Source organism: Bifidobacterium adolescentis ATCC 15703 (genome assembly GCF_000010425.1).
Classification (GTDB): domain Bacteria; phylum Actinomycetota; class Actinomycetes; order Actinomycetales; family Bifidobacteriaceae; genus Bifidobacterium; species Bifidobacterium adolescentis.
This window is the reverse complement of record NC_008618.1, coordinates 55088-81632: the sequence shown is the minus strand read 5'-3', so window position 1 is coordinate 81632 and position 26545 is coordinate 55088. Positions and strand designations below refer to the sequence as shown.

20 protein-coding genes, 2 tRNA genes and 1 pseudogene are annotated in these 26545 nt (G+C 60.0%); 11 read left to right on the top strand and 12 right to left on the bottom strand.

The features are described 5' to 3' along the window. Positions 1-131 precede the first annotated feature (131 nt). From BAD_RS09435 to BAD_RS00310, 5 genes and pseudogenes are all read right to left on the bottom strand, one after another. Positions 132-233, bottom strand: a pseudogene (locus tag BAD_RS09435) (XRE family transcriptional regulator); the annotation flags it as partial. A 159-nt stretch (positions 234-392) separates the two neighbouring features. Beyond that, a tRNA-Gly gene (locus tag BAD_RS00325) sits at positions 393-466 on the bottom strand. A 333-nt stretch (positions 467-799) separates the two neighbouring features. After that, a complete protein-coding gene (gene htpX, locus BAD_RS00320) occupies positions 800-1921 on the bottom strand; it encodes a zinc metalloprotease HtpX (RefSeq protein ID WP_041777458.1) in 1122 nt (373 codons plus the stop codon). Positions 1922-2162: 241 nt separating this feature from the next. After that, complete coding sequence (locus BAD_RS00315; protein ID WP_041777194.1) at positions 2163-3614, bottom strand: FAD-dependent oxidoreductase; 1452 nt, start codon at positions 3612-3614, stop codon at positions 2163-2165. Between the two features lie 81 nt (positions 3615-3695). Next, positions 3696-5363, bottom strand: a complete 1668-nt coding sequence (locus BAD_RS00310; protein WP_231837096.1) for an ABC transporter permease — start codon at positions 5361-5363, stop codon at positions 3696-3698. 402 nt (positions 5364-5765) lie between these two features. Here BAD_RS00310 and BAD_RS00305 point away from each other — a divergent pair, with 402 nt between their 5' ends. Then, positions 5766-6776 (top strand): asparaginase, encoded by a 1011-nt coding sequence (locus BAD_RS00305; RefSeq protein ID WP_041777192.1) that lies wholly within the window; start codon positions 5766-5768, stop codon positions 6774-6776. 50 nt (positions 6777-6826) lie between these two features. On the opposite strand, the gene BAD_RS00300 is transcribed toward BAD_RS00305, so the two are convergent. Further along, positions 6827-9136, bottom strand: coding sequence for a heavy metal translocating P-type ATPase (locus BAD_RS00300; protein WP_011742608.1), 2310 nt, complete (start codon positions 9134-9136; stop codon positions 6827-6829). 355 nt (positions 9137-9491) lie between these two features. Beyond that, positions 9492-11417, bottom strand: a complete 1926-nt coding sequence (locus tag BAD_RS00295) for a S1C family serine protease (RefSeq protein ID WP_011742607.1) — start codon at positions 11415-11417, stop codon at positions 9492-9494. Positions 11418-11630: 213 nt separating this feature from the next. Here BAD_RS00295 and tgt point away from each other — a divergent pair, with 213 nt between their 5' ends. After that, a complete protein-coding gene (gene tgt / locus BAD_RS00290; protein WP_217268755.1) occupies positions 11631-13046 on the top strand; it encodes a tRNA guanosine(34) transglycosylase Tgt in 1416 nt (471 codons plus the stop codon). A gap of 211 nt (positions 13047-13257) precedes the next feature. On the opposite strand, the gene BAD_RS00285 is transcribed toward tgt, so the two are convergent. Together BAD_RS00285 and BAD_RS00280 are read right to left on the bottom strand one after the other, a co-directional pair. After that, positions 13258-13974: a response regulator transcription factor gene (locus tag BAD_RS00285; RefSeq protein ID WP_080505074.1), complete on the bottom strand. Its 717-nt coding sequence runs from the start codon at positions 13972-13974 to the stop codon at positions 13258-13260. 85 nt (positions 13975-14059) lie between these two features. Further along, positions 14060-15415, bottom strand: coding sequence for a hypothetical protein (locus BAD_RS00280; RefSeq protein WP_041777190.1), 1356 nt, complete (start codon positions 15413-15415; stop codon positions 14060-14062). A 194-nt stretch (positions 15416-15609) separates the two neighbouring features. Between BAD_RS00280 and BAD_RS00275 the strand changes: the two genes are divergently transcribed. The 4 genes from BAD_RS00275 to BAD_RS00260 all read left to right on the top strand — a co-directional run bounded on the left by BAD_RS00275 (position 15610) and on the right by BAD_RS00260 (position 17989). After that, the gene (locus BAD_RS00275) at positions 15610-16095 is read left to right on the top strand and encodes a hypothetical protein (protein ID WP_011742603.1); all 486 of its coding nucleotides are present in this window, start codon (positions 15610-15612) and stop codon (positions 16093-16095) included. Between the two features lie 368 nt (positions 16096-16463). Continuing rightward, positions 16464-16712, top strand: coding sequence for a hypothetical protein (locus BAD_RS00270; protein WP_041777189.1), 249 nt, complete (start codon positions 16464-16466; stop codon positions 16710-16712). 159 nt (positions 16713-16871) lie between these two features. After that, positions 16872-16954 (top strand) — tRNA-Leu (locus tag BAD_RS00265). Between the two features lie 573 nt (positions 16955-17527). Next, entirely contained in the window at positions 17528-17989 is a 462-nt protein-coding gene (locus BAD_RS00260) for an Hsp20/alpha crystallin family protein (protein ID WP_021913490.1), read from the top strand. A gap of 143 nt (positions 17990-18132) precedes the next feature. On the opposite strand, the gene BAD_RS00255 is transcribed toward BAD_RS00260, so the two are convergent. Together BAD_RS00255 and BAD_RS00250 are read right to left on the bottom strand one after the other, a co-directional pair. After that, complete coding sequence (locus BAD_RS00255; RefSeq protein WP_217268757.1) at positions 18133-18981, bottom strand: DMT family transporter; 849 nt, start codon at positions 18979-18981, stop codon at positions 18133-18135. Positions 18982-19108: 127 nt separating this feature from the next. Then, entirely contained in the window at positions 19109-20173 is a 1065-nt protein-coding gene (locus tag BAD_RS00250; RefSeq protein ID WP_011742599.1) for an alpha/beta fold hydrolase, read from the bottom strand. 110 nt (positions 20174-20283) lie between these two features. Between BAD_RS00250 and BAD_RS09240 the strand changes: the two genes are divergently transcribed. Genes BAD_RS09240 through BAD_RS00240 form a run of 3 tightly spaced genes read left to right on the top strand, consistent with a single transcriptional unit; the run spans position 20284 to position 22407 of the window. Then, positions 20284-20454, top strand: a complete 171-nt coding sequence (locus BAD_RS09240; protein ID WP_172761224.1) for a hypothetical protein — start codon at positions 20284-20286, stop codon at positions 20452-20454. After that, entirely contained in the window at positions 20451-21128 is a 678-nt protein-coding gene (locus tag BAD_RS00245) for a response regulator (protein WP_231837093.1), read from the top strand. Before BAD_RS09240 ends, BAD_RS00245 begins: the two co-directional genes overlap by 4 nt. 49 nt (positions 21129-21177) lie before the next feature. After that, entirely contained in the window at positions 21178-22407 is a 1230-nt protein-coding gene (locus BAD_RS00240) for a hypothetical protein (RefSeq protein WP_050731437.1), read from the top strand. 225 nt (positions 22408-22632) lie between these two features. Here the strand turns inward: BAD_RS00240 and BAD_RS00235 are convergent, their stop codons facing one another. Next, positions 22633-25143 carry a prolyl oligopeptidase family serine peptidase gene (locus BAD_RS00235; protein WP_011742596.1) on the bottom strand — a complete coding sequence of 837 codons (2511 nt, stop codon included), beginning with the start codon at positions 25141-25143 and terminating at the stop codon, positions 22633-22635. Positions 25144-25292: 149 nt separating this feature from the next. On the opposite strand from BAD_RS00235, the gene BAD_RS00230 reads away from it, so the two are divergent. Then, positions 25293-26000, top strand: a complete 708-nt coding sequence (locus tag BAD_RS00230; protein ID WP_011742595.1) for an FhaA domain-containing protein — start codon at positions 25293-25295, stop codon at positions 25998-26000. A gap of 28 nt (positions 26001-26028) precedes the next feature. Next, positions 26029-26544 carry an FHA domain-containing protein FhaB/FipA gene (locus tag BAD_RS00225; RefSeq protein WP_003807267.1) on the top strand — a complete coding sequence of 172 codons (516 nt, stop codon included), beginning with the start codon at positions 26029-26031 and terminating at the stop codon, positions 26542-26544. The last annotated feature ends 1 nt before the right edge of the window (position 26545 follow it).

The window sequence follows — 26545 nt, the reverse complement described above, 5'->3', positions numbered from 1 at the left end:
CTGCAACCTGCGATGCCGCGAACCCGATTACCCCCGGAACCGCACCAACAGCAGAGTCAACCACCCCATCCGACGCTGCCACACCAGCCGTATCGGCAGCCAAGTCCATGCGTCCCGCATCCACACAGCCCCACGCGTCCCGCACCTCCACGGCCCGCCGACGCGCACACGTCGCCCATGACCAAATCATCCAACGTCACACCGAACATGTCGCAAAGCATCAGCAGCTTGTCACAAACGTCGCGTTCCACGCCACCATCTTGCGGTTGCATTGCGATTCGCAACCAAATTTTGCGACGCAACCGACAGTTGCGCGACGCGAAGTTGGCTTCACGGGTCTTTTACGACAATAGAAAAACCCTTGAAATTCCAACGATTCCAAGGGTTTTGAGTGGAGCGGATGACGGGAGTCGAACCCGCCTTTAAAGCTTGGGAAGCTTTCGTTCTACCGATGAACTACATCCGCAAGGTGTGCCTTTTGGGCACGAGCCATTAGTCTAGCACGCCATTCCCGCTATATGTGGCAGATTGTCCGGTTCCGCAAAATCGATTTGCGCTATATGTGGCAGTTCTCCGCGGGCAAGAGCTGTTAGAGGGTACGAAATCGAAGGTATGGGGGCATCTTCGCGAAGGAAAGTGCCACATATAGCGGAAATCACTTTCTCGGCAGTCTCTTATCTGCCACATATAGCGATTTTGGGAGTCGTCAGCACAGCAAGTATGCGTCCGCAGCAACATCAGTACCGGAAAAGGCTGAAAGTCGGGGCAGGAACCAGCGGCGCGGGAGGCTGTGGGGGCGTCAGCGCGACCCTCTTCTGCGCATGGGGCGTTGCGAATAGTCGCGCGAATATCCACCGGTCGAACCCGCCGAACCCGCCGGACCCGAACCGTACGAATCGTAAGCGGAACCATACTGCGAGCCGAACTGCGGCCCGTCATAACCGCCCTGTCGAATGTCGATCGCGGCAACGCCGGTCGTTGCGTATCCGCCGGCCAGGTAGCCCGACTGCGCGCCCTGCTGCCGCATCTCCTGACCCATCTGCATGAGCCGCGCAATGCGGTCCTGAATCGGCGGATGCGTGGAAAACAGGCGCGAGAAGCCCTCCGCGGAGAACGGACTGGCGATCATCATCGCAGCCACCGACTGCGTTCCCGCGGTCTTCTCCATCGGCATCGCGGCCGCGCCGCCGGAAATCTTGTTCAACGCGGAAGCGAGCGCCTCCGGATCCTCCGTCAGCTTGGAACCATCCTCGTCGGCATCGTATTCGCGCGTGCGGGAAATCGCCATCTGAATCAGCGACGCCGCAATCGGAGCAAGAATCGTGCTCAACAGCACACCCAGCAATCCCAAGCCGCCGGATGCCGAATTGTCGCGATCATCACGGGACCGTCCACCTCCGAAATACATGAGCGAATATCCGAGGTACGAGATGACGGTGGCCATGGCGGACGCAATCGCGGATGTCAAGATGTCGCGATTGTAGACGTGCATGAGCTCGTGGCCGAGCACGGCGCGGATTTCGCGCTCGTTAAGCATCTGCAGAATACCTTGCGTGCAACAGACCGCCGCGTGACGTTCGTTACGTCCCGTTGCGAACGCGTTGGGGCTCATGGTCGGTGCGATGTAGATACGCGGCATCGGCTTGCCAGCCTTCGCCGACAGTTCGCGTACGATCTTGTACAGTACGGGCGCCTCCTGCTCGCTTACCGGCTGCGCGTGCATGCTGGCGATCGCGAGTTTGTCGGAAAACCAATAGGAGACGAACGTCGAGCCAATACCGATGCAAAGGTAGATTCCAAGCGTGCTTTGACTGGCACCGGCCGCCCACCAAATGAGCATGATGATGCCCCACATCAACGCGAATAACAGCGTTGTCTTCAAGCCATTGCAATGGCCGTGCACCTGCAGTTTGCCGTTCATGATCACCAGCGTAGAAACAGAGTCTGAGTTTTTGCTGGATATGCGCTGGAGACTGGGCCGCGGGAAGGACTAGGGGCAGTTGCGGAAGTTCGCACGCTCAGCTTCTCCCGGATGTCCGATTCACCAGAAGCGGACAAGTACAGGATAAAAAACGTCTTGGGTGTCCGATTCTCCAGAATCGGACACCCAAGACGCATGAAAGAAGCCTGAAACCTATCAGACTGGGTTTCAAACACCCACCTCACGCATGAGCCAGCGCGCGCATCTGCTCCGGGTCGATGACCTTCTTGTGCTCGCGGCCTTCCTTCGCGCCTTCGGCACGTTCGAACGCATCGACCTTCTTCCAGCCGGCGAAGTCGATCGGCTTGACACCGCGGGAGGCCAGCAGACGGTCGATGGATTCCGGATCGCGGTCAGCGGCCACGCGACCGCCTTCGGCGGCCTTGGACAGGTCCTCCAGCATGTTGGTGACGATGAGCAGCGCGTCGGACTTGGTGGAGCCGATCAGGCCGACCGGACCACGCTTGGCCCAACCGGTGGCGTACAGACGCTCACGCACCTGCGCGCCCTCACCGGAGGCCTCCGTGGTGATGCGGCCGTCGCCGTTCGCGTTGGCCAGGTGCGCGCGACGCTCGTCGTACGCGATGCCCGGCGCGGTGGCCGGCTTGTAGCCGATTGCGTGATACACGGCCTGCACCGGGTACTCTTCGAATTCGCCGGTGCGAGTCATCTTGCCGTCCGCGGAAGTCGTCGTCTTCTCCACGCGAATCGCCTTGACCTTGCCGTCCTTGCCCAGCACTTCGACCGGAGCGGAATTGAAGTGGATGTAGTACTTGCGATCCGCCGGGTTGCCTTCGAAATCGGTGTCGCCGTCGTCTTCCATGTCCTCGGCCATCTCGCGGATGGTGAACAGCTCCTCGACCATCTGACGGGTTAGCTTGTCCTTGCCAGCCTCCTCGATGGTATCGTCGTCCAAATCGAAATCGTCCTCGTTGATGATCAGCTGCACGCCCGGCAGCTTCTCCATTTCGCGCAGCTCCTGCACGGAGAACTTGGCCTGAGCCACGCCACGGCGGATGAACAGGTGCAGGGTCTTGGCCTTGTTGGCCTTGATGCCTTCGTACACGTTGTCCGGAATGTCGGTGCGTTCCTTCAGGTCGTCGGCGTTGCGCATCAGCTCGCGCGCCACGTCCATGGCCACGTTACCACCGCCGATCACGGCGACTTCCTCGGCTTCGAGCGGCCATTCGCGAGCGCCGGTCGGATAACCGTCATACCATTCCACGAACTTGGCCGCGCCATACACGCCGTCCAAATCAGCACCCGGCAGACCGAGCGGCTTGTCTTCCACAGCACCGGTGGCGAACAGCACGGCATCGTAACGTTCCAGCAGCTCGTCGAGTGTCACGTCCTTGCCGAATTCCACGTCGCAGTACAGGTGGATGTCCGGATTGTCGAGCGTCTTCTCAAGCGCGGATGCGATGAATTTGATGGACGGATGGTCGGGGGCCACGCCGTAGCGCACCAGACCGAACGGCACCGGCAGCTTTTCGAACAGGTCGATGCGGGCCTTGGTGCCCAGTCCCAGCTCTTCGCCGAGCTTGCCCAGCTGGCGCAGGAAAATATCGGAAGAGTAGACGCCTGCGGGGCCGGCGCCGATTACAGCAATACGAAGTTCGTTGGTTTCGCTCATATGTTCCAGCCTAATATATTCCCTGCATTTCCAACAGGGGGCATTACGATTCCGCCGTATTGCGGCTCTTCCATATTGAGGTCACGCGTGCGGCAGCGTGCGGTACACGTCCGACCGCACGTACACGGCGATGTCGGAAGACGTGACCCATGTTTTCCACGGCACGTGCTGGCTGGCGACGACGATTTGCCGGTAATCGCCCCTCTTCAATCCGAGCCGATGGAAGAAATATTGCGGAAAATCGGTGTCACCGATAAGGAATTCCGGTGCGCCTTTGGCGGCACAGCTTGCGATTTCGCGGTTCATCTGCGCCCGCGACGGCACCTGGTTCGGCACGAACGTGCGGCCCTCGTACGTGCAGTCCAGCAGATTGCGCGCGAAGTACGGATTTGCCGCGATCGCCGGCCAGCTGTAGCGGTACGTGTCTTCCATGCGATTCGTGTGCGTGCCGTCGGGCCAGGTCGTGTCGGGAAGATACCGCCAGAACGACACCCAACGGTTGTGTTCGAGGTTGTTGTTGCGCACGAACGTGGCCAGCGCGCGACCGGCTGAATAGTCGTAGCGAATGTCGCATGCGATCGCGGCGGCGGTCCACACCAGACTTGGCAGCAGCGCCACGACGATTGCGATACGGGCGATGTGCGCGACGCGGACGGCGTGCGTGGCACAGGCGGCGCGCAGCGAACGCGAAAGAGGCGTCGGCAGTGGAATATCGGCGATTCCGAGGGCCTTGTCTTGCACGTTGATCCACAGTTGCACGACGAACAGCGCGAAGATGATGCCGATGTGGTGCATGCTGAAGTATTTCGTCGCGCACAGGCTCAGCAGAACATACGTGACCAACAGCAGATCGAGGTTCTTGCGGCGCAACGCGACCCGTGCCAGCACGCTCCAAATCGCCAGTGACAGCGCCACGCACAACGCAATCGCAAGAACGCCCATGTGCAGACCATGCAGGGAAACATCGCCCGCAAAAGCGGTGAACATGCTTTCGGCGGGCAGCACCGTCCAGAACAGCGCGAATTGCGCGATCGGCGGATTACCGCCGGGATCCTGCACCGCGCCGAACGTGTCGGAGCGCGGCAGGACGCACGCCGTCAATACAAGACCGACGGCCAGCAATACCATCCAAGCCGCGAACCGGGCGGGATTGCCGAAAAGCCCGTCACGTACGGCAGGACGGCCTGTTGCGCCCCGAATCGCACGCACCATCCAAACCAATGCGAACGCGCATGCCAGCGCAATGCCGTAACTGCTGGTGCAGCACAGCAGCACGAACGCGGCCGTCAATCGCCATGGGTGTTCATCGCGCGATTTCCAGCAGGCCGCGATGACGAACAACGCGCAGCACATCAACGCGTAGGGCCGCGAGGTGACGCCGTATTGGTAGCACAGAAAGTAGGTGAACGGCAGCAGCGCAACGGCCAGCCGGGGCAGTGGCGCGCGGAAAACCAACAATCCGCACATTAATGCCGAACAGACCAGCTCAACCCCTTTCAACCCCCATTCATATGGCACGCCCAGCTTCGCCGGAATCGACAGCAACAGCCACCACAGCGGCGGATGGCCTTCGTAATGCGGGCGGACGAGCAGCAGGTCTCGATAAGGGCAATCCCTTGCAATAAGCCACGATTGCGCCTCGTCGAACCACGGCTCGTGGAACGCCATCGTGACGATGACCACCGCAAGATACACGGCGAACACCACCACACGGTAATGCCGTTGCAGGCAGTCAGCAACCGTATTCATAGATAACCCCATCCTCCGCGCCCCACGCGTTGAATATCCCCCATCAGTAAGCCATAAGCATAATAACGCACATGCGACCACGGTACGGCACTGTGATGCGCCTCTCAAACATCCCACGGGGAACCTTCGGCAAACCTATGATGAACCTTCGGAAACCCGCCTGTCTCACCGCCCCATCGCAGTCACGCTCTCGGCGTCCGATGCTTTCAGAATCGGACGCACGCGGCACGTACAATCGCAACTGGTTTTCGAAAAACCGCGGCGACGACAGACAAAACCGCAATCGCGGCAACGGCACACGGCGAGTACGATGACATCCGGCTTCCGCGCACAAGGACAAGCATGCAGAGACACGCACATAGAGATACGCGCCGGCAGATAACACGCAGCAGAAAGGCAACCATGCGCATTCACATCACGTATACCGGCGGCACCATCGGTATGGTCGAGTCACCGAACGGTCTGGTTCCGGGCGCCGATATGCGCGGCTGGCTGCGCCGGCTGATTGAGGACGCGCATCTGGACCCGAGCTTGTTCTCGTTCACCGAGCTGGACCCGCTGATCGATTCGTCGAACGCGACGCCCGACAATTGGCAGACGATGGCGGACGACCTGCGCGCGCACCGCGATGACGCCGACGCATTTGTGGTGTTGCACGGCACCGATACGATGAGCTATTCGAGCGCCGCGCTGTCTTACGCGCTGACCGGTTTCGGCAAGCCTGTGATTTTCACGGGGTCGCAGCATCCGCTCGGCAAAATCGAATCGGACGCCACCGCGAACGTCACGGGTGCGCTGAACGCCGCGATGAGCGGACGTTTTCATGGCGTCGGCCTGTTCTTCGGCCATCATCTGTTCGCCGGCAACCGTGTGAGCAAATCGTCAAGCTGGGCGTTCGAAGGGTTTTCGGCGCCGTCCACCGGCCCGCTGGCACGTACCGGCACGCCGTGGCATTGGTATGCGGGCGATTCGGCCGGCTCCGGTTGCGGTTGGGCGTCGCCGCTGCCCTACTCCCGTCACGATGTGGCCGTGATCGACATGGCTCCCGGCATTTCCGCCGCGCGATTGGCCGCGATGCTCGACCCTCGTCCGGAAGCGGTGCTGTTGCGCGCGTACGGCGTTGGCAATGTGCCGAGCGACGAGCCAGGACTGACCGACGTGATCGCCGACGTGCTGCATGACGGCGTGCCGGTCGTCATCGCATCGCAATGTCAGCAGGCGGAAGTGCTGCTCGGCCATTACGAGACGGGCGACGCGATCGCCCGCGCCGGTGCGATCGGATCGGGCGACATGACGCTGGAAGCCGCATACGCGAAGATCATGTTCCTGCTGTCGCAGGGCGTGGACGCGGCCGATTTCGGCACGTGGATGCGCCGGAACATCGCTGGCGAAATCTCGCCCAGCTCGATGTAGCACGGCGCAACGCGGTTCAGCCTCCGCACGGCTCGTCGCCGCAACCGGCGCTACTCGCGGTCGAGCAGGGCGGTGAGCGCCCACAGGATGCTGACCACGTCGATCGCTTCCTGCATGAACGCGCCGACGACCACCGGAATGAGGTTGAACGCGGCCGCGACCATGCCGATAATCGCCAATCCAAGGCCGACCAGCACCGCCTGCAGCATCACTTTCTTCGTGCGGCGGGCGATGGCGATGGCGCGCGGCACGGAGGCGATGTCGTCGTTCATGATGACCACCTGCGCCGATTCGGACGCGGCGGTGGACGTGCCGTCGGTCATGGCCATACCGATGTCCGCAACCGCCAGTACAGGGGCATCGTTCACGCCGTCGCCGACCATCATCGTCACCTGTCGGGTCATGGATTCGCCGACCACGCGCTGTACGACCTTGTCCCACGCCGGCTGGTTTTGGTGCGCGTCTTCCGTGGCGTTCTTGACGGCCGCGACCTTGCCTTCGGGGAAGAGTTCGGATTGCACGTCGTCGATGCCGACCTCGCCCGCGATGATGCGTGCGGAAGCCTCCTTGTCGCCGGTGAGCATGGACAGTTTCTTCACGCCGAGCCGGTGCAGTTTTTCAAGGGACGATTTCGCGTTTTCGCGCGGCACGTCACGCAGCACGATGCGCGCGGCGAGCTTGCCGTCGATCGCCACGTACGCGGCCATTTCGTCCGGCTCGAGCGGGGCGAACAGCGAATTCACCTCCGGCTTCTTGGAAGCGCCGGCAGCGGTACCGGTCGCCGAATCGCCAACCGCGCTATCGGCCACAGCACCAGCCGCAATACCGGCCGCCGCACCTGCGCCCAGCACATGCGTGAAGCCGGCCTCGTCGGCCGTCACGTACGCGAAACGACCCACGCGCACGGCATGCCCGTTCACCTCGCCGGACACACCCTTGCCCGACTGTTCCTCGATGTTCTTCACCACGGGGTAATCGCGTCCATGCCCCGGCAGATCGCGTTCGGCGCACAGCCGCTGCCCGTTCTCATAGCGCGCGTACAGTTCCTGCATGGCCTTCTGCCCGGCCGCCGCGATGCCCTTCGACAGAATGTGCACCGAGTAGCCTTCCACCACGCCGGCCATCATCAGAATGTGGTTCTCGTCGTACGGCGAGCTGTTTTCGAACGGCTTCTCGACGCGCACGACCTGCGGCTGCTTGACGGTAAGCGTGCCGGTTTTGTCGAAGAAGATATGCGATACGCGGCCCAAGTTTTCCAGCACGTCCTGCGCTTTGATAAGAATGCCCGCCTTGGCAAGGCGACCGGTGCCGGCCACGTACGCGACGGGAGCGGCGATCAGCAGCGGGCAGGGCGTGGCCAAAACCAGCACCTGCGCGAATCGCAATGGCGTGCCTGCGACGGCCCACGCAATGCCGGCGATCGCCAGCGAAAGAATGGTGAACGGCACCGCCAGCACATCGGCGGTTTTGACGACGGTCGGGCGCGATTCCTGCGCCGACGACACCAGTTCGAGGATCTTCTGATACTGCGAATCCTGCGCCAATTGCGTGGCACGCATCGTCAGCGCGGTCGATCCGTTGACCGCACCCGACAGCACGCGCGCGCCCGCATACACTTCGCGCGGCACCGGCTCGCCGTTGATATTGCTCAGATCCAACGTGGCGACGCCCGACAGCAGTTCGCCGTCGACCGGCACCGTTTCGCCCGGCAGCACGAGGATCACGTCGCCAAGCTTGACCTGGTCGACCGGAACGGTTTCGAAATGCTCGCCGGCCGCGTCGTAAGGCTTGGTTTGGGTGGTGGACTTATTCGTTTCCGCAGCGTTAGGCACATCCACACTGGCGACCTTGCGAAAGCCGTCCGCCGTCATGTCGCCCTCAGCATCACCGGCAGTACCGTCGGCCCCAGCAGCCGCCGCACGTGCACCCACGCCCGGCAACGTCACCACGTGCGCGGTCCGCGGCGCCGCATCAACCAGCGCCGTCAGGTTGCCTTCCGCCTTCGACTGTGCGAATTCCTCAATCGCCTCGCCGGAGGAAATCATCAGCACCACGGCCCACGCAGCCCAGTATTCCTGCACCGCCACCGTCGACGCGATCGCAATAACCGCAAGCAAATCCACACCGACGTGACCGTGCCGCAAATCGTCAATCATGCCGATCACAGTCACCACAATCGTGTACACGACCAGCGCGATCACGATCCACTGCCCGACACCCGGATTGAACGGTCCGAAAGTCAGCGAGACGCCCGCAGCCTCCCACGGACGCCACGAACCCAGCAATGCCAACGGAATCGCGGCAATGATGGCGATCGGCAGCAGCGGAACTTCTTTGCAAATGGAAATGATTCTACGCATGAGAATCTCCTTACGCTCGTATCGGACGCCTTGTTAACCCATCGGCGCCCCGCCTGCGCGGACCATCGATACACGGCGTAAAAAGATATTTCCAGCATAACAGAGCATTGCGATTGCCGCGGTCGTTTGCGTGTGCTTCCGTTCGTCGCGCGCGTTCCGCGCATACGAAAAGGGCCGTGCGATTGCTCGCACAGCCCTTGTTTTCCGCCGTTTTTCGGCTTGTTCAGCGTTTTCCGCGATTACGCGGATTGCGGTTGCGACTTCGCCGTCAGCCTATCGGGTGGCAGCCACCCGTATCGCTGTCGGCATGAACGCCGCACACCGTACGTTGCCGTACGATGCCGTGCATCCGGCTTTACCACAGACCGAACGGATCGAACAGGCCACCGCCGTCGCCGTTGTTGCCGTTACCGCCATTCTGGCCGTTCTGGCTGCCGCCATTCTGGCCGTTGCCGTTATCGTCGTTGCCGTTGTTCTGCTGACGCTGTTCCTGCTTGTTGGAGGAGTTCGTCTTGGTCTCTTCCTGGTCGAGCGTCACTTCGAGATCCATGGTGTTGCCGCCGCGCACAACGGTCAGCTTCACCTTGTCTCCCATGGCGGAGGCGCGCACGTAACCGAGCAGCGAGTAGTTGTTGTTCACTGCCTTTCCGTTGAACGCCACGATGGAGTCGCCGGCCTTCACGCCGGCCTTGGACGCCGGGCCACCGTCGGTCACGGCCTGCACCTGGGCGCAGCCGCGGGTCACACCGTCCGCTTCCACCGAGGAGCTCTTGATGGTGATGCCAAGCACCACATGCTTCACGGAACCGTTGTCGATGATCTCGTTGGTCACGCGCTTGACGAGGTTCGCCGGAATGGCGAAGCCGATGCCGATGGAACCTGCCGTGCCGGACGAGCTTGCGGTGGAGGCGATGGACGAGTTGATGCCGATCACCTGGCCGGCCGCATTAAAGGTCGGGCCGCCGGAGTTGCCCGGGTTGATGGCCGCGTCGATCTGTACGGCGTTGGTGACGATAGCGTTGTTGTCGTCATCGGTCACGGTCACCGGGCGGTTGAGCGCGGACACGATGCCGGTGGTGGCGGTGTCGTCGTAGCCGAGCGGATTGCCGATCGCCATGACGGCCTCGCCGACGGCGAGATTGTCGGAATCGGCGAATTCCGCGACTTTCAGATCGCTCGGCGGATTGTCGAGCTTGATCACGGCCAAATCGGTGGTGGTGTCGGTGCCGACCACCTTCGCGGAATAGACGGCGCCGCTGGCGAGCGTCACCTGAATCTGCTGCGCGCCGGAAATCACGTGGTTATTGGTGGCGATATAGCCCTTGTCGCTGATCACCACGCCGGAGCCCTTGGCTTCGCCGTCGCTGGTCGCCACGTCGATGGCCACCACGGAATCGGACACTTCCTTGGCCACCGCGGTCCAATCGACCGCCGTACCGGACTTCGCCTTGGCGGAACCGGAACCGGACGTGTTGGACTTGACGTCGGACAGCGAGCTGGAGGACGGCACATGCACCCAACCGTTGGTGATCGCGGTGAAGCCGACGCCGAGGCACAGCGCGCCGGACACCAGTGCGGCCACAACGGCGGTGACCACATGGCTGGTCATGCCGGACTTCTGCTTGGTGACGACCGGCGTCTGGTTCGGCTGGTTCGGGAAGCCCTGCCCCGGAGCGCCGAACGGATTGCGGTTGCCCGGTCCCGCAGGGGGCATGTTCGCGCCGTACTGCGGCTGCTGCTGATTGTTCTGCTGCGCGCCGTTCTGCGCGGACGAGCCGCCAAACGGATTGCCGAACGGATTGCCATTGTTCCGCTGATTGCCGGTCGTATACGGGTTGCCGAAAGCGCCGAAGAACGACGGACGGTTGTCCTGCGGCTGGCGCTGGCCCTGCTGCTGCGCGCCGTACTGCGGTTGCTGGACGGTCTGGCCGCTGGCATCGCCAGCCGGCGGCGTCGGCACCGGACCGTACGCGCCGTATTCGGGCGCCGGACGGTACTGTTCGGTCGGCGCATCCTGCGTCGCGTTGTTGATCACCGTGCGTTCACCGGCAGCGGAAGCATAATCCGGCGTATCGTCAGCGGTATTGCCTGCCGTGCCATCCGCCGCGTCCACGGTAGGAAGGGCGGTGGTGGGCTGCTCGCCCGCGTTCGGCACTGCAATCGGTTCGGTAACGGAAGTCTGTGCTTCGTCGGCGACGTTCTCGCTCGGCGTCTGCGGCGCGGTCTGCTGCGTGCCATCCTGCGGCTGGGCGATGTTCTGATCGCTATTATCTTCAGCCATTGTTGCTCCTTATTCGTCTCGCGGCATTCAACATGGTCAGCAATCGTGCCGCTCGAACTGCTATCTAAGAGTAAAGATACCTGCTCTGGAAGTTTCCTGAATGTTTGTTGAAAGTAGCAATCGAATCGCTTGGCAGTTTACTCCATACGATGCCACCGTCGACCGCCGATGGCGCCACCGCGGCAATCGGCGCTATCGCATACAGTTGAGAGCATGACAAGCTTGAACGAACCACAGACCGGCGCGGTGGCGCACGAGACCTCAGCGGCCAACGCGGCAGCCGGCGCAACGCACGACGCAGCAGGCAACACGACCAGCGCGGCATCGACCGAAAACCTTATTGAGCATCCCCGCGGCGCGGAACCCGGCAAGCCCGGCCGCCGCGACGCGTTCTACTTCGAGCAGAAAACCCGCCTGCCAGATGCGGCCGATGGCAAGGGCCGCGGCGGCGCGCGATACGGACGCACCGGCATCATCCACACCCCCCACGGCGACATCCACACCCCGGCGTTCGTGCCGGTGGCCACGCAGGCCGCGATGAAGGCCGTGCTGCCCGAAACCATGAAGGATCTTGGCGCGCAATGCCTGCTGTCCAACGCGTTCCACCTGTATGAACGCCCCGGGGAACAGGTGCTCGACGAAGCCGGCGGACTCGCCAAATTCATGAACTGGAACGGTCCGACCTTCACCGATTCCGGCGGATTCCAGGTGCTGTCACTCGGCGCGGGCTTCAAGAAGACGCTCGCCATGGACGTCACCGGCATGAAATCGGACGACGTGATCGCGGAAGGCAAGGAGCGGCTCGCGTTCGTGGACGAGGACGGTGTGACGTTCAAGTCGCCGCTCAACGGCTCGCTGCACCGGTTCTCCGCCGAAATCTCCATGGGCATCCAGCACAAGATCGGCGCCGACATCATGTTCGCTTTCGACGAGCTGACCACGCTGATGAACACCCGCGGCTACCAGGAACGTTCCGTGGAACGCACCTACCGCTGGGCGCAACGTTGCGTGGCCGAGCACAGGCGGCTTACCGAGGAACGTCTCGGCAAGCCGTATCAGGCGCTGTATGGTGTGGTGCAGGGCGCGAATTACGAGGATCTGCGCAGGCATGCCGCCGAACAGATCGCTTCGCTCGATTTCGACGGCGTCGGCATCGGCGGCGCGATCGAGAAGCGCATCATCGGCGACACCTGCGCCTGGATCTGTGACGCGATGCCGGAAAGCCGTCCGCGCCATGTGCTCGGCATCGCCGCGGTGGACGACATCTTCGCCTGCGTGGAGAACGGCGGCGACACCTTCGACTGCGTGGCCCCCGCGCGTTGCGGCCGCAATGGTGCGATCTTCACGCGCCACGGCCGCTACAACATCAAGCGCGCGCAATTCAAGCATGATTTTGGCCCGCTTGAAGAGGGCTGCGATTGCTACACGTGCACGCATTATTCGCGTGCTTACGTGGATCATGCGTTGCGCGCCCGCGAATTCAACGGTTTCACATTGGCCACGATCCACAACGAGCATTTCTTCGTGAAGCTGCTGGACGACATTCGCGCGTCGATCGACGGCGGATATTTCGAGAAGTTCCGCGACGAGACGCTCGCGCACTTCTACGAAAACGGCTCCAAGGGCTGAGGCAAAGCCACTCCGGATTAAGTATCCTGAAAACAGCTCAAGCGCCGATGAACCCCCGTCGGCGCTTTTTCATGCCTCCCCGTATCCCGTCCCATGTGTCCGATTCGGGAGAATAAGGACACCCAAGCCCTTTCCTAAACCCAACGAGTGTCCGATTCTCCAGAATCGGTCACAGCACATATACGTTTATCAGAGATAAAAGCTGCCTAAATCACACACCATGCGTCATGGTTTGCATCAGCCAGAGGGCTATTGCCTGACCTCGCGTTTTCGCCCCAAGCTTCGCCATGGCACGCTTGGTATAAGTCTTGACAGTGTTCTCCGATAATCCTAAGCACTCCCCCACTTGAAGTGTGGTCTGCCCTCGCGCATACCTGACTATAATCGCCGTTTCCCGATCGGACAAAACTGGTTTCACGGCCTGCCCGCCAAGAGTCTCTGCATCGATCCTACGATGCGCCTGTACTGGCAACTCAAAATGCAGATCCGGCATGGTTTCCGCTAACTCATCCGGCAGATAAACGTGTCCAGATACAACGCATTCGAGAGCAGCGGCAATAGTGCGCAAATTTCGTTTCGCGACAATGCCTTGCACTCCAGCCTGAGCCACCGCAGCAGCATATCGGCGCAACGGAAAAGAAGTAATCGCCAAAATCGGCATATCGTCAACAGTACGCCGAATCTCCTGGCAAATCTGCACGCCATCGGCATCAGATAATGACATATCCATGAGTAATATCTGGGGACGTGTTTGCGAATTACTACATAATTCCGCAGCTTTTTTACCAAGCGTGCATCGCCATAAAATTTTCTCGTCTCCAAATTGTTGAGCCAAATAGCTAGACAACGCACCCAACGTCAACACATCATTGTCGACTATTCCTATATGTTCAACTGATTTGTCAATTCTTTCCACATTAGTTTCCATTACATTAACTACCAAATTACTTGCGATATTTTATAAAGCTTCAGCATGAATAATTATCAAATATCTACACCAAAACCTATTGTTTTCACAACGGTATGACCACATGCAGCGTCCAAGTATCACCCTCTTCACAAGTAGTAATCGACCCGCTCATCGCGTCAAGCATCCTCCGATGAAACGCAAGTCCCCTTCCTGAAACCTTCTTCTTATAGCCGCTCTGCGCATCGTGCGGGCACGCTATAGCGTTTACCTGCGTGATGCGGAGGCATCCGTTCTCGCTACTGACAAAAACAGCGTATGGCTGACTCGTATCAGCGTGACAAGAAATATTGGTGTATAACTCATCAATCAGACTTGTACACTCATCAATCAGATCCGCACAAACACTTTCACCAGTATCATCAGCATCCGCAACATCCAGCTGAATCTCACTTGTTCCAACAAACCCGAGCGTCTTAAGCCGAGAATCCCCCTCATCACAATGCTCGCGAATAATTCTCTCCAATGAAGAAACATCTGGCATCTGTATTTCTTGCGATTCGCAATCAAACCCTTCGCCGCCAACGGGATTTGCGGGGTCGATATCTCGTCCAAGAATATCAATAACTTCATGAACATTGTCCATCGTACGTTGAGCCGCATCATCGATATGTTTCCACGCAACCCGTTCCTCGTCCGATAAGGTTTTACCCTCCAGCTGCTGCTGCGCAATAAAGGCAATATACGACAGACCACCGGTAACCGTATCATGCGTCCTGCTGGCCAATTTTGCATCTCGGCGCATAACCGTCATGCGATAACCCGCCTGTTCCAATCTCCTATCGCGATCCGCAAGCACTGCGATAAGCGCCCGATGCGCGGCAACAAATGCATATATCAGCCAATACAGCGCATATACAACGCACAAGACTCCCCCGACTAATGCCAACCATAACCAGTGCGACGCGTCATAAGCAATCATTGTCGCAGTGCCCAGCAACGGAACACCATATCCGCCGATATACGCATACAGCGTATCGTTATCAACGAATTTTTCCAAGGCTTTTGCCAGCCCGCCCGCAACCGACGAATGTATCGTGCCACGGTATTTCATACATCTCACACGCCGTTTACCGAAAATATTTTCCCCACGGAACAGGCGCACGATGTACACGCCTCGATTGACGATGAAATACACAGTATAGGAAACAGCAAAAATCGCGCTGACACACGCATAGAATCCGTTTCCATCACGAGAATAGAGCCATCCTGCAGCCATCGCTACAACCAGCAATGGCAAGGAACGCACGTCAAAGCGGCGCTCATAGTCGATATCATCCTTATCAAGAAAGACCTCGCGGAAAAAATCTTTCAAGCCATATGTAAGGTCATGCATGCCGGCCGTCACGCGCTCAGTATGTACGCCACCGTTCGAGTCGCATGCATTTTGCTTCCGTCGCATATTCACACCTTTCACCGGGGGACACATTCCGTCATCATGTAAATCACGCAATGCGGTTCCGTACAACAGCAATGTCACCCGTTTGAATATTTAATGCGACACGTCCCCCTAACAGGTGACAGCACTCTATCACAATTGCGAACACGCTTCTACTCTCGACTGATGTCACGTCAACTTGACGAAAAGACATATATATGAAAAAGAACACGTTACGTGTTATTGCGACTATTTTGGCTTGTGCGACACTTGCATCGGGGAGCGCGACAGCAATGGCAGATGAAGCTTCGCTTCCCAGCATGGATGAGGTGCCGAACAGCGCAGCAATCGAACACGAAGCACATAGCCTCTCCGTCCAGCCCACAGCCGACAAACAATATGCTTACCCGGCAGAGGCGGAGGCTTCCGGAATATTCCCCACTAAAAATGCAAACGCCTTGCAACCATTGAATGACACGGATGACGTGCCACAGAGTCGTGGAGCCGTAGGAAATGTAGCCAAAGCGCTTAAAGTAGCGGCAAAAATTTTCAGTGGAGCAAAATGGCTCGGCGATCTCTCCGGCTTTCTGCAAAAACCTGAGAATTGGGCAGCTGGCAAAATCGAGCAATTCCTCCGTCAGCATGGCGTAAACGCAAGCACTGCACATTGCGTAGCGCAAATTCTGGCGAATATTTTAATTTAATTCCAATATCAGTTATCGCAGGACATTAAATTATGCTGAAAACTATTCTAACAATTACCTTCGCTTGTATATTATCAACAGTTCAGGGAATGCCCCCATGCGCCATCAGTAATCCATCAGTAAGCAATGCAGCTGCAGTCACAGTCTCCTCAAAAGCAACGTGTGATCACGAATATAAACTTTTAGGGAAAACATGCAAACGCCTACACGGTGCTGCGGCCGCAGTATGCTGGGCCGGGGCAGCCGCAGCCTATGCCGCCTGCCTAGCGGGGAAAAGTTCCAATGCGACAAATAGCCAAACACTATCTTCCAACCCGAAGAGCGAACAACCCGCAATCGAAGATACGCGCATTTGATGGGAGACGAGCATGCAGCGACAATTCCAATACGAGGGTGGAGATCGGGTGTTGTCGGTTTCCGAACCGCAAATCGACGAGGACACCTGGAGTGTAGACGTTCGTCTGGAAGACGCTTCTGGGCAGACCGTCTGGGAGCATGTCATTTACGGCATCGACGAGGTGCAAGCCACGCTCTTGGGCTTACATTTTGCGAAAACCCGATTGATGGATGACGGCGGCTACCGTTTTCTCGGCGGCACCGATTTGATGCTGCCTTGATTCACGCCCGTTCACAGCCGCGTATTCGCATGTCTATTTGTCCGATTCTCCAGAATCGGACAAGCTGCGTCGCGCCGCTTGAATTTTCCTACGGAAAATGGCGGCACGACACGCCGATTTGAGGTTGCGTGGGTTTTGGTGTAAATTAATTCACTGTCTGCGAGCGTGGCGGAATGGTAGACGCGCTGTCTTCAGGTGGCAGTGAGTGTATGCTCGTGGGGGTTCAACTCCCCCCGCTCGCACGGGCCGAAAAGGGCTGGAATCCAACGATTCCAGCCCTTTTGCTTTATCCAAAACGTATGAAATGTGACAAAAAAGTACTAAAAATGCGCCGAAAGCCCAGCTATCTCAGCAGAAACAGACAAACGGACATCCAAACCCAAAACCAGCACCACAAATGTCCGATTCTCCAGAAAACACAATCCGAATAACCAATTCGGCAGAATCGAACACATAGCCACCCAAAACCACACTTCACGTGACCGGTTGGAAAAACAGATACGTAACGCATTGCAGACCAATCCCATGCGTCCGATTCTGAAGAAAAACGAAATTCGCCGTACGACTTTTCCGCGCACGCAATCGCAAGCATTTCCCGGTATTTCACTGTGAGCATAATCGCGGAATGAGCAGGACACGGAAGAGTTGGGTGAAGTGAAAGGTCAAGGTCAGGAGCCCGGGAGGGTTCCGGATGCGGCAACGAACCCGGTCGCCGGTCTCGCTGGATGGTGACGCCGCAGCGATAATCGCACGGCCGGCTGCCAAGCCGCATTACTCCGCGCACAGAACGCGCATTTGCTTAAGGAGTACCGATTATGGCAATGTTTCCGGCTTTGATGAATGACACGATGTTCTCCGATCTGTTCGACGATCCGTTCTTCGAGGGTTGGCGCAACATGGACCGCGCAGCCGCATGCGATCCGAACATGTCCGCAGGCATGATGAGCACCGATGTGCGTGAGACCGACAAGGGCTACATGGTCGACATCGACATGCCTGGCTTCAAGAAGGACGACATTTCGCTGGACCTGCAGAACGGCTATCTGACCGTTTCCGCGCATCGCAACAGCTCGCACGAGGACAAGGACGACAACGGCCGCTGGCTGCGTCGCGAACGCTACGCCGGCTCTTGCTCTCGTAGCTTCTACGTTGGCGAGGACGTGAAGGATTCCGACATTCACGCCAGCTACAAGGACGGCACCCTGTGCCTGGAAATGCCGAAGCCCGAAGCGCAGCAGCAGGTTGAGACCAAGCATCAGATTGCGATTGAAGGCTGATTTCCAGCTGCCGTACGTCATATTCGCACGTCGTAAGTCACGGTAATCGCTAAGCAAAGCGAAGCCGGACGCCCGTAAGTGGGTGTCCGGCTTTTTTGTTTGTCCGCACGCCGCCGCCCGAAAAGCAACGCCCGTCACGGCACTTAACGTACCAAAAACACCATGATGAGAATCATCACGAATCCAACCAAATCGGTCGGTTCGAACACCGCGTCCGTCCATGCCACCGCGGAAATCGTGGCCATCACCGGTTCGCTGGTGCCGAGCATGGTGGCACGCATCGAACCGACGCGCACCACGCCGGCCATGTACAGCCAGAACGCGCCGAATGTGCCGCCGATCACGGTGAACGTCATCAGCCCCACACCCAGCCAATCCAACTGCGGCGCCGTAGCCCACGGCCGCACGAACGGCAGCAGCACAAGCCCGGAAATCAGGAACGCGATGCCATTGACGGTGAAGTTGCCCCAACGTTCGATGAGCTTGACCGGAAGAAACACCATGGCCGCCGTGGACGCCGCGTTGATAGCGCCCCAAATCAGGCCGACCAACGGCAGTTTCAGCGTGGTGAAATCGCCGCCGGTCGCAATCAGCACGGTTCCCGCGAAGGCGAGCGCCACGCCGATGCCTTCCCGTACGCCGGGCAGTCGCCGCCCGCGCAGGCATACGACCCCCAAGACGAACAGCAGGTTCAGGCTTTGCAGCACGGTCGCGGTGCCGGAGTTGGTCCAGTTGATCGATTCGAGGTAGGCGACCTGCACCAGCAGCACGCATATGATGGCGGTGGCCAGCAGCCGCGGATATGATTTGCGATCGCGTAGCGCGCCGGTAAGCAGTTTCGGCGTCATGATGGCCGAGCAGGTGAGGAAAAGCACGCCGGCTGCCAGTTCGCGCACGCATGCGATCCACAGCGGCGAGGCGTGGTACGTGCCCATGAGGATTTTGGAGACGGTGGCGTTGACGCCCCACAGCACGCCGCCGCACAGGGTCATCGCAATGCCGATAATCAGGTCTTTCGGCGTGCGTTCGAACGTTTTTTCCGCCACTGCGGCTCCTTCCCCTTCACTGTTCGCTCATCGCACACCGTACACGCCGCATGTGTCTTGCAGTGGCAGCCGCTCACAGACTGTCCGCGGGCGCGCTGAAGAAGTCGAGAATCTTGTTCACATACGGTCCGACCACCGTGTTCGGCATGGAGAAGATCTCGTGCAACGACTTGCCGTACCGTATTTTTTCGATTAATCCGCCGCCTTCGCGCACGCGTTCCACGAAATCGTCCTGCGGACCGTTCAGGACCCAGACGTCACGGCCCGCTTGGAACAGCAGCGTCGGAGTTTCGATCGCACCGCACATGTCCGGTTTGAGTACGGCTCGAGACAATGCCATCGCCTGATGCGCCCATTCGAAGGTGGCCGCGTTGGTCTGGCATGCCACGTCGTCGACGCGCTGCTTGTGGAACCAGCGAACGCGCGCCTCGGACGCGCCCTTATGCTCGTCGAGATCGAGTTCGGGGGAAAAATCGGTGTGACCGAATACGCGCGCTTTGCCGAATCCCAAGCCGCACAACGCGCCTGTAGCGATGCGTGCGATCCATGTCGGCATACCGACGACGGGGGCGATCATGGGTGCGGACAACACGGCCTTGTCGAACAGGCTCGGATAGTGTTCCATCACGGCCGCGCCGATGCCGCCGCCCATCGAATGGCAGTACAGGTTCAGTGGCTCGCCGCACGCGTATTCGCGGCCCACAGTGTCGGCGAAGGCTGCGAAATCGGACACATACCGGCGCCAATCGTCGATCCACACCAGGCTGGGATTGTCCACGTCATGCACGGAATGACCGTGCCCGCGATGCTCGAGGATGCATACGGAATAGCCGGCCAGCAGGAAATACCATGCCATCTCGCTGTATTTTCGCGCGAATTCGGTGAATCCGTGCGAAATGACGATCGCACCGCGGAACACGCCCGAAGCGCCGTCCTCACGCAGCACGTCGAATTTGGCCGCGTCGTAACAGCAATAGTGCAACCGGCCGGGTTCGTCCAGTTTGGGCAGCGCGTCGCCGTTCCAGTCAACGGTGGCTGGATCCATCCATCCTTCCGTCATGCAGGCGTCCAGCGCGGGCAGCACCTTGCTTTCCATTTCGGCGTCGTAATTCGCCTCGTCGAGCAGCCTAAGAGTCATGCTTTCATCATACGAATCCCACATGAACAGCCTTCAGAGCCCCACGCTTCGGCTCCACGGATCGAACGCGCCTCCTCACTCGTGGACGCGCTCCCCCGTACAATGTCGGTATGAAAATCATGTCATTGTGTGTGGCATTCGTCATGCTCTGCACCATGCAGCCAGCCGGAACGATGACCCCTTCCAACGGGAAGGCTGCCATCTTCGCCGACGCGGCGAGAGGAACCGCATCCGCCATCATCGACTGCCCGCCGCCGCTTTACTGGCTGTGTGGAAAGTGAGCCATGCGATGAATCCCGCGAAATCCGCAGCTCCCATACCAAAAATCCACCGTGTAGCGCTGGTCGACAACGATCCTCGCGCGTTGGAATCGCTGAGCCTTCTCATCGAAGCGAAGGTCCCCACGGCCTACGTGGTGTGGACGGCCACTTCCGGCGACGAAGCGATCGAACGTTGCCAGAGGAACGACGACAATCTCAACCTGCTTGTATTGGACATGTCCATGGAGGGCTTGCAGGGGCCGGCCATCTGCCATCGGATCCGTCTCATGGACAGGCATCTGCCGATTCTGGGCATCACCAGCTTCTCCATCAACAGCTACCGTAGCAGGCTGATGGAAGCCGGAGCGCAGGGACTGATCGGCAAGGAGGATTCCGATCAGCTGGCGAAGGCCATCGAGCGGCTCTGTGGAGGCAACGTTATGGAGGGATTCGAACCTCCCGCCCTGGCCAACGTGCGCATCAGACGCGAGGAGGAGACCTCACCGCGGCTCACCGTGCGCGAGGAGCAAATCATCTCCCTGTGCGCCGACGGCATGCTGGACAGGGAGATCGCCGAACGACTGGACATCTCCGAAAGCACCGTGCGCAAGCATATGCAGGGCATTCTCAAGAAGCTGAACTGCAAGACGGCACGCCAGGCAGTGGCATTGTGGGTGAGATCGCATGCACGCTGAACCCACAAAACCCAGACCCGTAAGCGCCTTCCGCTCCTGGCACAACCATATGCGTGCCGACCATCCGAAACTCTGGCATCCGATCCGCATAACCATCGTGGTCATCACCGTATGGTGGATCCTGTTCTGCCTGGTGCTCGCCCCGACCGACAATCCCGCGGCGATCGTCTGGACCATCATCGAAATCGCGGTGCTGCTGCTGTCACCGTTCTTTCCGAAATCGATGTCGCTGCTGTTTCTGATCATGAGCCAGTCGGGACCTTGGCTCATACCCGGAGCCGACGTCAACTCGCTGCCGGGAATCCTTTACACGTTCGGCATGCTCGCCTACGAAACCAACAATCTCGTGGCGCTGCTGCTGCTCGCTTATTCCATAGGCGACCAGCTGTTCCGTCAACTGGTCCTTGGCACGAGCCGCAGCAATCCCGTGGCCATCATCGCCATGGTCAGCCTGGTACTGATGCTCGGATGCGGTTTGCGATGGAACCAGGCCGTAGCCGGCAGCCGCGCCGAGGCGGAGCAGGCGAAAGCGCGATTACGGGAGATGGAAAGCCGCAGTCACATCGCGGAAGCCATACACGACGCCGTGACGGGAGATCTGTCCGCCGCGGCTTTCGTCGCGCAACGTCGCATCGATGCATTGTCCGGCGGAGGCGATGGCGATGGCAGCGCCTCGACGGATGGTGACGACGGCAAGAACGCGGACGAAAGACGCGATGAGCTCGACAAATGGACGCAGGTCAACGATTACATCCTGTCCGCCCTGACCAACGTGCATCGCGTCATCGACGAACTGGATATGGACGTCACCGTCCTTGAGGAGGATGCGGACGGCAAGGCCTTCTCCGACCTGCTCAAAGCCACGATGGCCGGCGGCGACCGGCGTCTACGCGCGCTCGGCTTCGACATCACCTCGATCCTCCATGTGGCGGGCGGTGCGCCAAGCGCCTCCCCGAGCCTGGCCGGAATCGCCAATGATCTGCTTCGCGAGACCTACGCCAACATCGCGCGTCACGCCCAGTCCGGCAGCAAAGCCGACCTGTCGGTGATACTCAAGCCGAACGCCGTCGAAATCACGCAGATCAACCAGGCGAGGACCACCGAAACGGATCGCACGCAGCCGGGAGGCCACGGCCTCGCGTATTTCAGCAAACAGCTCGAATCGCATGGCGGCAAACTCGAGACAACGCTGCGCGACGGCGAATGGACGCTGTTCGCCTATCTGCCGATTCCGGTGCCCGAAACCCTGCCACCCCTTGCCGGACACCCCGAATCGTGACTGGCTCCGACGGTCGCGAGAAACGAAAGGGTACTACAAAAGGTGCTACACAGATGTGGTACACCCTTACTTGCAGGGGTGTTCACGCCATCCTATCTTCCCTATTGAGAAGGGTTACGCGTCTCCCTGTGACCCGACGGATACTTGGCAGTCCGTCGAATCGCAGGGGGACGCGTTCTTTTTTTTCTTCGGTTGTATCGGAACGTCAGTTCCGCCGGAACACCGTCAGACCAGCGCGTCGGCGAGGAAGTCGCGCTGCAGCAGCAACAGGTTGCGCGCCACCGTCTCGTCGTTGGTCATGTGCGTGATGCCGTTGAGCGGCAGGAACGTGTGCTTCCTGCCGGCCGCCATCAGCGCCTGGCTCAATCGCAGGCTATTGGCGATCGTCACATTGTCGTCGGCGAAACCGTGGATGAGCATAAGCGGGCGACTGAGTTTCGGCGCGTCCGCGACGATGCTGTTACGTTCGTACGTGGTCGGATCGAGTCCCAGGTAGCGCTCGGTGTAATGCGTGTCGTACAGCGTCCAGTCGGTCGGCGGAGCGCCCGCGCAGGCCGCGGCGAAGGTGTCGGGCGCGTCCAGCACGGCGAGCGCGGACAGGAAGCCGCCGTAGGACCAGCCGATCATCGCCACGCGGCCGAGGTCGGGTTTCGGCACGGCAACGCCGGTTTTGGTGGCGATCGAGGCAAGCGCGTCGGGCAGCGCGTACACGGCGTCGACCTGGTCCTCAAGCGTCACGGCTTTCATGTTTTCGTAGATCGCGCGATCCCACTTCGGTCCGCGGCCGGTGGTGCCGCGACCGTCGGCGGTGACCACGATGTAGCCTTGGTCGGCCCACCACTGCGCGTCCCAGTAGAACGACTGGCTTTCCACGACCTGCTGGAAACCGGGGCCGCCGTAAGGCTTCATGAGGACCGGCAACTGGTCGGCATGCGCGTATGCGCTGTCCGCCGACGGCAGGATGACCGCCGCGTACAGGGCGCGTTCGCCGAGGCGGACGAATCGCACGTTCGGCATGAAACCGGGGGTTTCGGCGTGGTTTTCGATCGGCGAAACCACCATCGACATCATGTCGGCGGCGTCGACGCCATCACCATCACCGTCCGTCGTGCGCACGTTCATGCAATGCTGCATCTGCATCGCGGCATCGTCCATGCCACGGCCGGTCACCACGCAACCGTCGCCGGCGCGGCTCATCGTCCACTGTCCGGGAACGTAGGTGAGCGGCTCCCAGTCGCCGTCGTAACGGATCGAGACCACGTCGAAGCTGCGGGCGTCGTGATCGTCCGCGTTGGACTGCCACAGGAACGGCAGATCGGCGGCCGGCAGCAGTTCCGGCGTGCGCTGCACCACGCACAGCACGTCGTCGTCGGTCACGTCGAGCACTTCGCGCACCTGCAGGCCCTTGGGTGTGAATGGCGTGCCGTCCACGGTCAGACGGTTCGTGTCGGCGTCCATGTCGTTCATCGCGCACACGAGACGGCCGTCAGGCGTGTATGCGGGGGTGCCGGCGATCAGGTCGAGCCAGCAGTCGTTGCTATGTTCCTCAAGCACGCGCGTGGTGCCGGGTTCTTCGCCGGGCGCGTATTCGGGGATGGCGATGGAGAAGGTCTCCACTTCGCTGCCGTCCTCGTCGGTGAAGCCGTTTTCCGGCGCGCTCATGGTCACGATAGGCTCGCCCACGTGGACGGCGAGCACCTGGTCGTGCTGCTGAAGCCGGTCCTGCACAAGTAGCAGCGGCTCGTGGCCTTCGGTCCAGCTGACGGCGGCCAGGTATTCGTACGATTCGCGGTCCCATTCCACGTTGTGTGCGATGCCGCCGTAGTAGCAGCCGTCCGTATCGTAGCCGAGTTCCAGCAGCGTCAGATGCACGTCGGCGTTGGCCGTCATCGCCTGCGGATAGCGGCGGGCCTGCGCAGGTTTCGTTGGATCGGCCGGGTCGGCGATGTACCAGGTCTGCTCGTGGGATGCGTCGAAGGTTTCGAAGAGCACATACTTGGAATCAGGCGACCACCAGAAGCCGTCGTAACGGTCCATTTCCTCACCTGCGGCGAATTCGGCGAGACCGATTTTCCATTCGCCTGCTTGCGATTCGGCCGCGTCGCTTTGCGCGTCATCTTTCGTGCCGTCCTGCGTATCGGCAACGTCGTCAGCGTCGTCTTGCGGAACGGACGCGACGATGGACACCGCATCGCCCGCGTCTTCGCCTGCGTCCGTCGTGTCCGACACGTCCGCAAGATCGACGTCCACCAAATACGTGCCGGTCGTATACATGATGTGTCGTCCGTCGGGGCTGATGCGCGGGTTCAGCACCGGCTTGAATTCCGGTTCGTCGATGGCGATGCCGTGCGTCACGCCGGCCGCGATATCCGTCAGGAACAGCTGGCCGTTGATGGTGAACGTCACGCGGTTGCCGGCCGCATCGACCGAATAGCCGACGATGCCGGAACCACCTTCACGCGCACGTTCGCGGCGCGCCTTTTCCTCAGCCGGCACATCCTCGGCGTCGGCGTCAGCCAGCAGCGTACGCGGATCGGCAAGCAGAATCTCGTCGGTATCGCCATCGCTGCCGATCACGCTCATCCACAGGGAGGTGACGGTGTCCTCCGGACCGTCCGAACGCAGGAACAGCGCACGCGAACCGTCGCCGATCGCGCGGGCGGAACGTGGCGCGCCGCAGGTGAATCGCAAGGTACGGGCCTTCAGCCCAGGAAACTCATCAATCGCATCATTCATACCTTCCAATCTACCGACCGTCACGCACCACTCGCCGCCAATACCCCGGACGCAACCCCCTTCACATGAAATTTTTGCAAGCAAGTAGCCTTCGAATTGGCGCTCGGCAGGCTACAGCGTAGGATAGTCAAGGACAGAAAGGGACAAGTATGAGTGTTCTCGACCGATTTGAGAAGAGCGTGGAAGGCGCCGTCAACGGGGTTTTCGCGAAGTTCGGGTCTAAAGACCTGAAGCCCGTCGACCTTTCCAGCGCTCTGGAACGCGAGATCGACAAAGAAGCCATGCCCGTCACGCGCGATCGCACCGTAGCCCCGAACGAGTACCGTTTCAAGCTCAGCACTCCGGATTTCAACAACATCGTCGAGTGGGGCGCCGAAACGCTCGCCAATGAACTTGCCGACAACCTCACCCAGTATGCGAAGAGCCAGAACTACGCGTTCGTCGGCCCGGTCGTGGTGATCTTCGAAGAGGATCTTGAACTTTCCAAGGGCGATTACCGGCTTTCCAGAGAATCCGTGCAGGGCAACACCGTGCCGGTCACGACNGACGCGCAGACCGAGGATTGCCCGATGTTGGAGATCGGCGAGCACCAGTATCTGCTCACCGAGGAAAAGACCATCATCGGCCGTGGTTCCGATTGCGACATCGTCATCGACGACCCCGGCATCTCCCGTCGTCACATGGAGATCGACGTCACCGACAACGGCAACACCGTCATCGCCCGCGACCTGAACTCCACCAACGGCATGTACGTCGAAGGCCATCATGTTGAGGCGGCAACGCTGCTCGACGGCAACACGATCACCATCGGCCGAACCCGCATCCTGTACTGGGCCTCCTCGCAGGAGCAGGAGTAATCAGCCCCAACCTGGAGAGCCGCCTTCTATGCTCACTGAATTAACGTTTGCGATCCTCAAGTACGGGTTTCTCGTACTGCTTTGGATCTTCGTGGCCTGTACGGTACGTTCGCTGTACAGGGATATCGAAACGCTCAGCCCGCGCAAGTCGCGGGCTCATCGTCGTAAGGAGCGCGCCGCGCGCAAGGCCGTCGAATCGCCTGCGCCCGTAGCCGCCGCAGCCCCTTCGGCAAGCGCCGCAACCAATGCCAAACCAACTCTGCTGGTCATTATCGATGGCCCCCTTGCCGGCAGTTCCGTCCCTCTGGCCGGCAACACCATCACACTTGGCCGTTCCGCTTCGAACACCGTGGTGCTGGATGATGAATTCGTTTCCTCCCACCATGCGCGCGTCTACACCGATCCCGCCACCGGCCGTTGGGCCATCGAGGATCTGGGATCCACCAACGGCACCGTCGTCAATCATCAGCGTCTGAACGCGCCGATGATTCTTGGCGCGCGCGTGCCTGTGCGCATCGGTGCGACCACCTTCGAATTGAGGTGAC